This window comes from Mycobacterium sp. (assembly GCF_035499775.1).
Classification (GTDB): Bacteria; Actinomycetota; Actinomycetes; order Mycobacteriales; family Mycobacteriaceae; genus Mycobacterium.
On sequence record NZ_DATJYB010000177.1, the window covers coordinates 1 to 7,514 of the forward strand.

Genomic DNA, 7,514 nt, shown 5'->3' on the forward strand with positions numbered 1-7,514 from the left:
CGATCAACCACGGCCCGACAACCTCGCTGTACTACGAGGATCCGGACGGGATCCGGTTGGAGTTCCAGGTGGAGAACTTCTCGACCGCCCAGGAGACCACCGGCTACTTCAGCACCGAGCAATTCGCCGACAACCCGATCGGAGTCAATTTCGACCCCGGCTACCTGCTCGAGCGGCTTCGCGAGGGCGTCCTCGAGGCGGAACTGCTCAGACAAGGGGCCGGCACCCGCCCCGGGAGCAAGCAACCCGCCGGTCGGAGAACGCTGAACTTTCGGACCTTGTGAGCCGGCAAGATTCACCACAGCGGTTTCGCGGTTATCTGCAGCCAGGCTTTGAATTCTCTTTGTTCACGGCGTCTTTGCGCCCTATTGGCGCGAAATCGGTCAATCATGGTCGCAGGTTGGTCGTTGGTTACCCGTCGTACCTGCGCGTCGGGACCGGTTACCCGGCCGACCCAGAGCGCAACCGGCAACACTGCCAGCAGTCCGTAGGCTGTGTTCAGCATTGTTCGCTCTTTTCCTCGTGTGTTCGCCGTCGGTTGAGATTGCGTATGACGACGATCAGCGCCATGCGAGAGTCGCAAATTCCTGGCGATGGCCCGCCAGCCGAACCCTGCTCATCCCTGGTATTGGCAGGGACAGCCTTACGGCGGCGCAATCGGCTTTTTTGTTTCGCACGTTGGCATTTGAGGGTTGGCGCCACGTCAGGGGGGCGGTTTTCGGAGGCACAGAACGGCGTGAATCCACCCGACGCAATGATGTCGTCATGGTGGGTAATACGTTCGGCGGGCTGAGGCGCGCTCACCGCGCCCCAGCCCGCCGCAGGGTGAATCAGCCGACGGTGCTTGGCTGCTTCAATGTGTCGACGAAGTGGTCGACCTTGGCGCCTGCCTTGCGCGCCTTGACCGCCCACACAATTTGTGAGATCCCGATGACGACCAGCCATGCCCCGGTAACGATCGCGAGGGCCACGATCGAGTCGAACGGCAGGGCGATCACCACTATGCCGGCGAGCGTGCTCAGCAGTCCGCTGAAGATGTGCCAGCCACGTTCGGGCAATTCCTTGTGGTTGATCGCCAACACGGTCTCTGCGACACCTTGGAAGAGGAATCCGATTCCGATCCAGGTGGCCAGGACCCATACGGCGGCGCCGTCGTTGAAGTCGTGGAATGCATACACACCCAGAAGGATTGACAGTGCGCCACTGACGAATAGCAGGACGCGGTTGCTACCGGCGCCGTCGACAGTGAATGCGGCGATGGCCTGTGCGATGCCGGATGCCAGCAGGTAAACGCCGAACAGCACTGCTGCGACGAGGACGGATTTGCCGGGCCAGACCAGCACCACGGCACCCAGGACTACGCCTATCAGCCCTTGCCCAAGAACCGATTTCCACAGGTGACGGAAAACGGAGGGGTTTTCGGTTGATTCCTTCATTTTTCTTCCTTTCGCTCTGTCATCGAAAGCCTTTTCGACAACGGGTTTCATTTGCGGACGGGCGCCACGCCGATAACGAACCGCCCTTATTCGGTTGTGTTTCTTCATCGCCGCGGTGGTAATTCCCCGGCGGGAAGCGTGTTTTCTGGTGTTGCGCCGACCTCGGGCCGGACGCTTGGGGCTTAGACGCGGACTGCTGCGTACTTCCTCAACTGGGCTTCTAGCGCCTCCGGCTTGGAAAGAAGGCCGACCACACCGCCGCCATCGCCGCGGTCCTCGATGCCGAAGTTCGGGAAGAAATTGCGAATGCGGGCGTAGTAGACCGCCAACCGGAATTGTTCCGGCAGCGCGCATATTGCCGCTCGAATCGCACTGTGGCCCAATGTGTTCAATAATTGATCTTCAGCGGAATGCTGGGTAACGGCGGTTTCGGCGGTGAAATCGTTTGTGTAGTGCACGGGACGCCGCCGCTGTTTGCGGTAGGTGTCGGTGTGTGTGTTGGTCATGACCCGGAACAGCCAACCGCGAAGGTTGGTGTTCTGCCTGCCCGATCGCATGCTCACCCATGCCTTGACCATGGTGTCCTGAACGAGATCCTCGGCGTCGGCGCGGTTGCGGGTCAGGCGCATCGCCTGCGCATGCAGGGGCTCAAGCAACGGGATCAGGTCAGAGTGGAACCGAGTGACGAAATCTTCGACGGCCGCACTGCTCGGATCTAAATCGGCAGTGCTGCTTGTTGATTCGGAGATCATGGTCGGAACACCATCGTGTACCCAGCGACAGCGAACACTACCGGCACCATCGCCAGCATTCCCAGCAATGCATTTAGCATTGTTCGCTCCTTCCGCGTGTGATCAAAGTTGATGACGACTACGGTTCCAGCGTGGGCAGCGTGCAACCATCGCCCCGAGGGCTGATGTTTAGGGCAGGGTGGGGGTAGGGCTAAGCGGGCCCGGTGCTGAGGGGCTTGTCGATCAGACCCCTGGCACGAACCGAGTCAGGTCGGCGCGGGAGTTGATGTCCAGCTTGGCGAACGCGTTGCGGATGTGGGTTTTCACGGTGTGAGGGGAAAGGTGCAGCTGAGCGGCGACGTCACGGTTGGTCACGCCCGCTGCGATGAGGCTGACCACCTTCAGCTCAGAGTCGGTGAGGCTGTTCCAGCCCGTTTTTGCCCGCGGCTGGCTGACGATACGACGTTCCACACCGAACCGGCGCAATTCGCGGCCCACCCGGCGCGCATCGGCGAGCGCTTCATGCTGCATGTAGGTGTCGAAAGCGGCGTTGAGCTGATCGACCGCCTCGTCACGACGACCACTTCGTGCGAGTTCACTGCCCGCATCCTCGGCAGCTGCGGCGTAGAGAATTGGCCGCGACGATGCCCGAAGAATATCCGCGGCCACCACCAGCGCCTGGGCGTCACGCTCGAGGATTCCGCGGACGTAGCCGGCGACCCCGGTGAACAGCGGGACCGCCGGCCGCTCACTCTCGAGCAGGTCAATCGCCTGCAGGACGCGCGCACGCAGGCCGGCATCGCCGGCGGCCGACGCCACCCGTGCAGTCAACATCACCCGCTTTGAGACCAGGGGTCCGAGTGGTGACCCGATGAGGGTGACGGTGGCGAGCCAGCGCATCGCGTCATGGACGTCGCCGCGCCGCCAGGCCGCCAGCGCGAGCACATGCGCCACTGACCGACTTACCAGAGACGAGCCGGTGCAGTAGGTCTCTTGCACGTCATTAACCGTCTGCTGCAATAGGTTTCGATCGCCGGTGCTCGCCGCCACCTCAGCCAGAATCACCATGCGCATCATGCCCGGCTCGGCCACACCGGTCCCTTGTGGGCGCGGCAGGGATTCAGCCGCGGTACGCGCAGCAGACAACCGACCGGCCGCCAGATGGACCAGCCCGTCGATCATGGTCCAGAGATCAAGGGCCATCGCATCGTGCTCCCGGCGGACTCGCTCCATTCCGTCGGCGACCTGGGTCGCAGCCTCATCCAACCGGCCGACCGCGGCCAGCGTCAGTGCGTAGTGGACTGCGGCCAGGTCACGAGCTGCGGTTACACCACTTGCGCGTGCAAGCGGGAGAAGGTCCTCGAGGCGGCGTAGGGCGCGGCCGGCGTACCCCTCACCACCGTCGAGCAAGGCGAGGGTGACTTCGGCCAGAATCGTGGCCTCGGGATCACCGGTCGCTGCCGCGGCCGCGGCAGCCTCGTCGGCCGCCGCGCGCTGCTGTTTGCATTGGTCTTGCAGCGCCAGGTTGTAGGCCAGCCACGCTAGATGCCGTGCCCGGGTGACCTCGCTGACGTCGACCAACCGCAACGCTCGGCGGTTCTCCTCAACGCGCCGTTGTGCGCTGTGCTGATTGGGCGTTGCCAGGCGCAGGCGGATTTCGGCTTCCTCGTCGGGTGACACCGTTTCCGAGAGCGCCGCAACGGCGAGGTCTTCGGCCTCCTGATAGCGGCTGGCCCGGTTGAGCAACTCCATCGTTTCGGCGACCAGTTGCCCATATTCCGGGTCCCCGGCGGGCAAGAGCTCCAACGCGCGCTTGCTCAAATCAGCGGCCACACTGGCGTCGCTGTTGCCAACGGATTGCGCGGCCTCCCGCAGCGCATTGATCGCCTCCACGTCCCCGGGCTCGGCGCTGCGTGCCAGCTGGGTGGCCACCTCGGCCGGGGTGGCACCCAGGCCCAGCATGACCGATGCCGACTGGCGCTCCATGGCGCGTCGCAGCGTCTGCGGCAACGACTGTCGGGTGGCCTCTCGCAACAAATCGTGCCGAAAGCGCAACTGATCCTCGTCTTCGACGAGCAGACCCGCACGCAGTGCTTCGTCGACCGCCGAGAGCAACGACGTCGGCTGGCGTTCTAACATCGCGGCCAGCAGACCTGCCGAGAACCGGTCGGGCAGCACCGCGGCCACCCGCACCACCTCGCTGGCATCGCGCGAAAGCAGGTCCAGCCGCTGCTGGATACTGGCGCCCAGGCGCCGCGGCATGGCGTGTCCGGTTGCCATCGCACGTCCGTCGCTGACGTCGAGTCGGCCCTCCTCGCCGAGACCACCGAGAAGCTCGCTGACCAGGAACGGGTTGCCGTGCGCCTTGCCGGCCAGATTCAGGAGCGATGCGTCCGCCTTGGCCCTTACCGCGTCGCAGACCATGTCGGCGACCGCGTCCGGCGTCATGGCCGCCAATCGCAAGAACGTGGCGTTCGCGCGCTGCAGCACCGATAACGTCTCCTGCACCGCCGGCCCGCCCTCCCCGGTGCGGGCGGTCAACACCCACAGCACCGGCACGCCCGGCGCGGTGGCCAGGGACCGCAGCGCCAATAGCGAGCCGTTATCGGCCCAGTGGATGTCCTCCAGCACGATCGCCAGGGGAGTCTGCGCCGCCGCGGCGTGAATCGCGTCGGCCAGATCGTGCACCACCCAGTAGCGCAGGTCTGCCGAGCCGCCCAGCCGGCGCAGTGCGTCGACATCACCGACCGGGGGGTCGGCGCGCAGCGTGGCCATGAATAGCGAGAAAAATGGCACGGTCTGCTGATACTCGAACGCTTCACCGAACAAGGTGCGCACCCCGGACTCGTCGGCCAACGCCAACACCTCGGTCAGCAACCGACTCTTGCCGATGCCGGGCGGGCCCTCGATGACGAGCACGCCCCCGCGGCCCTTCGCCACCGCGGTAACCAGCGTGCCGATCAATTTCTGCTCGGCCGTCCGCCCGCGAATCGGCGGAGTTACGAGCCGCTGGCCGCCGAGGTCAAATCGGCCGGTTGAAGGCCGCACCGGGGTGTCCTGTCTCCCGCTTGCCGGACTGCTATTGCAGTGCACGTCATTGTAGGCATCTGCCTACAACTTGGGACTGCTCGTCAGTTCGAGCTCTCCTACTGGCCCGCCCTGCGGGCCAGATCGATGGCGAACTGATTCACGAAGGTGCCTGCCGGCGGATCACCTTTGCCGCATGTTCCGTCGGATTCACCGGGACGCTTGATCCACAAGTAGGCATCGGCGTGCGCGCCCGCGGTAGCCGCGGTAGGCGCGGTGCCCAGTGCCCGGCCGCCGGGGTTGCACCAGTTGAGCTCGCCGTCGGGCGCTGGTCCGACGCCGTTGCGCGACGTGTCGATCACGTAGTGCGAACCATTGGTGAGCGCCGAAATCGCTTCGCCGTAACCGATTTCGTCGCCGGTGGTGAAGAAGTTCGCAGTGTTGACGCTGAAACCCCGCGCGTGGCCGACACCGGCCTGGTTGAGCCTGGCGGCCATGTCCTCGGGGGTATGCCAGCGCAAGTGCCCGGCGTCGACGTATACGGCCGCGTTCGGATCCCGGGTCAGCGTGTCGACGGCGTAGCGAATCAGATCGAAGCGTTCCTGGCGCTGATCACCCGACAGGCAGTCCGCCATGGCGAGTGCATCGGGTTCGACGACGATCGCCACCCGCGAGGTGCCCACGCTGGCCGCGATGCCGTCGATCCATCCGCGGTAGTCGTCGGCCGACGCCATGCCACCCGCGGCGAAGCTGCCGCAGTCGCGGTGGGGGATTCCATACAGCGACAGCATCGGGATGGCGCCGGCGGCCGCCGCGTCGCCGGTGTACTTCCCGACGGTTCCTGCCGAAGAGCCCGGGACGATCCAGTACGCCTGCGGCGTGTTGGCGATGGCGGTCAACTCCGCACTCGGCGGATCGGCATGCTGCGCAGCGTGCATAGCCGCGGAGCCGGGATTGACGTAGAACGGCATCCCGGATAGCGGGTTGGCGTCGGCGACCAACCGCATCGCCGGGGCGGGACCGACCTGGGCCGGGTTGGCAAGAAAACCCATGCCGGCAACGGCCACAACCGTTAGGGCACGGGCGATCCACCGCGGGACTGCACCAGCAGCTGAGAACATCACCCCAGGAAATTAGCTGCCCAGAGCGTTGAGCGCCAATCCGGCCGGCGCCTGGTCGTACGCTTGCCGGCGATCACGGCCTGTCCGACTTGGCGGTGTTGTACGTTGACGCCAATGGCAGCAGAGTCGAGCGGCCCGGACGTCGAGCAGCTAGGCCTGCTCGACGGTCTACACGGGCGCGCCCGTGAGGAGCGCGCCGAGCTCGTCCAATGGTTGCTTGCTCGCGGGTTTGATGCCGATCAGATCCGCAGCGAGTTCAGTCCTCTGCTGCTGCCGGCCATTCGCGTAATCGGCGACGACGGAACGTTGGTCTCGTCGCGAGAAATATCAGAGGCCAGCGGCGTGAGCCTCGAACTGCTCCAACAACTGCACCGCGCCGCCGGCCTGGTTCGTACCGACGATCCCGACGCACGTCTGCTGTCCCGGGCCGATGCGGAATCTGTGCTGGACGCTGCGCGGTTGGTCGATGTCGGGCTCGATCCGGTGCAGGTTGTGTTGATCGTCCGGCTGATTATGGACGGTCTCACGGGTGCGGCGGTGACGATGCGTCAGGCGGCGCTGCATGCGTCGCTACACCCCGGCGCCACAGAACTCGAACTCGCCCAGGCCATTGAAGTGCTGTCGCACGATGCCGAGCCACTCCTTGGCCCGATGGTGGGCGCTCTGTTGCGTCTGGCGTTGCGGCACTCAGTCGAGACCGAGGCTATCAACGCGGTTGAGCGCACCGCTGGAACCCTGCCGGGAGCGCGAGCCGTCGCGGTGGCTTTCGCCGACCTGGTGGGTTTCACGCGGCTCGGGGAGCAGATAGCACCAGAAGATCTGGGACTGGTCGCCTTTCGGCTGGCAGATCTCGCCCATGAGGTTGTGGCAAGTCCCGTCCAATTCGTCAAGACGATCGGCGATGCCGTGATGCTGGTCTGCTCCGACCCGTTCAAGCTGCTGCTGACCGTTCTGGACCTCATCGACGCCGCAGCGGCCGACGACTTCCCGCGACTGCGGGTCGGGCTCGCGTTTGGTCACGCCGTCAACCGCGCCGGCGACTGGTACGGCAGCCCGGTCAACCTCGCCAGCCGGGTTACCGGCGTGGCACCCGCCAGCACGGTGCGGGTGACCGAGGCTGCGCGCCAGGCGATTGGCAATCGAGACGGCATCGAGTGGTCAGTTCCAGAAGCACGTCATCTCAAAGGGATACGGGGTGA

At 65.1% G+C, this 7,514-nt stretch carries 5 protein-coding genes and 1 pseudogene; 2 read left to right on the forward strand and 4 right to left on the reverse strand.

What is annotated here, in order from left to right:
- Positions 1–284: pseudogene (locus tag VML93_RS12065) on the forward strand (biphenyl 2,3-dioxygenase); the annotation flags it as partial.
- A 546-nt stretch (positions 285–830) separates the two neighbouring features.
- On the opposite strand, the gene VML93_RS12070 reads toward VML93_RS12065, so the two are convergent.
- The 4 genes from VML93_RS12070 to VML93_RS12085 form a co-directional block, all read right to left on the reverse strand.
- A complete protein-coding gene (locus VML93_RS12070; RefSeq protein ID WP_325610849.1) occupies positions 831–1,436 on the reverse strand; it encodes an HdeD family acid-resistance protein in 606 nt (201 codons plus the stop codon).
- A gap of 182 nt (positions 1,437–1,618) precedes the next feature.
- Positions 1,619–2,188: a sigma-70 family RNA polymerase sigma factor gene (locus VML93_RS12075; RefSeq protein WP_325610842.1), complete on the reverse strand. Its 570-nt coding sequence runs from the start codon at positions 2,186–2,188 to the stop codon at positions 1,619–1,621.
- A gap of 222 nt (positions 2,189–2,410) precedes the next feature.
- The gene (locus VML93_RS12080; RefSeq protein ID WP_325610844.1) at positions 2,411–5,215 is read right to left on the reverse strand and encodes a helix-turn-helix transcriptional regulator; all 2,805 of its coding nucleotides are present in this window, start codon (positions 5,213–5,215) and stop codon (positions 2,411–2,413) included.
- A gap of 98 nt (positions 5,216–5,313) precedes the next feature.
- Positions 5,314–6,318, reverse strand: coding sequence for a glycoside hydrolase family 6 protein (locus tag VML93_RS12085; protein WP_325610846.1), 1,005 nt, complete (start codon positions 6,316–6,318; stop codon positions 5,314–5,316).
- 111 nt (positions 6,319–6,429) lie between these two features.
- Between VML93_RS12085 and VML93_RS12090 the strand changes: the two genes are divergently transcribed.
- The coding region (locus tag VML93_RS12090; RefSeq protein WP_325610847.1) for an adenylate/guanylate cyclase domain-containing protein at positions 6,430–7,514 on the forward strand (1,085 nt) is incomplete at its 3' end.

Coding starts and splice junctions, on each gene's coding strand:
- VML93_RS12070 (WP_325610849.1), bottom strand. CDS start 1,436: ATGAAGGAATCAACCGAAAACCCCTCCGTTTTCCGTCACCTGTGGAAA.
- VML93_RS12075 (WP_325610842.1), bottom strand. CDS start 2,188: ATGATCTCCGAATCAACAAGCAGCACTGCCGATTTAGATCCGAGCAGT.